At 74.2% G+C, this 445-nt stretch carries 1 protein-coding gene; it reads right to left on the reverse strand.

Annotation, left to right across the window (positions count from 1 at the left end):
- Positions 1-445: Y-family DNA polymerase (locus ACH107_RS33545; protein WP_412509891.1), on the reverse strand; the 445-nt coding region annotated here is incomplete at both ends.

Below are 445 nucleotides of genomic sequence, written 5' to 3' on the forward strand. Positions count from 1 at the left end.
GCGTCAGCCGCAGGGCAGCGACGGGCAGGGGCGCCATGCGCTGCGCCAGCTCGGGCCCCTGGCAGGTCTCGCGCAGCCCGCCGTGACGCGACAGCGCCCAGGCCGCGCCATGGGTCGGCGCGATGGCCAGGTCGCAGGACAGGCCCATGAGCGAGAATTTCTCTTCGATGTCGCGCAGCATCGCCGCCTCGCCGCCCCAGAGGTGATCCGAGCCGGTGGTGTCCATGACCAGCCCGGTGTCGCCGTCCAGGGCCGTCCAGGGGCACCAGCGGCGGCACCAGAGCATGAGCCGCGCCAGCATCGCCCGGTCGCCGGCAGTATCGGCGAACTCGACCTGCAACTCGGGGCAGAGCGCGCGCATGTCCACGACCCGTTCGCCCAGGCGCATCGCCGCCAGCCGCGCGGCGCGGTTGGTGGCATGCAGCACGGGGCCGTGCGGGCCGTC

This window comes from Roseovarius halophilus (ex Wu et al. 2025) (assembly GCF_047086965.1).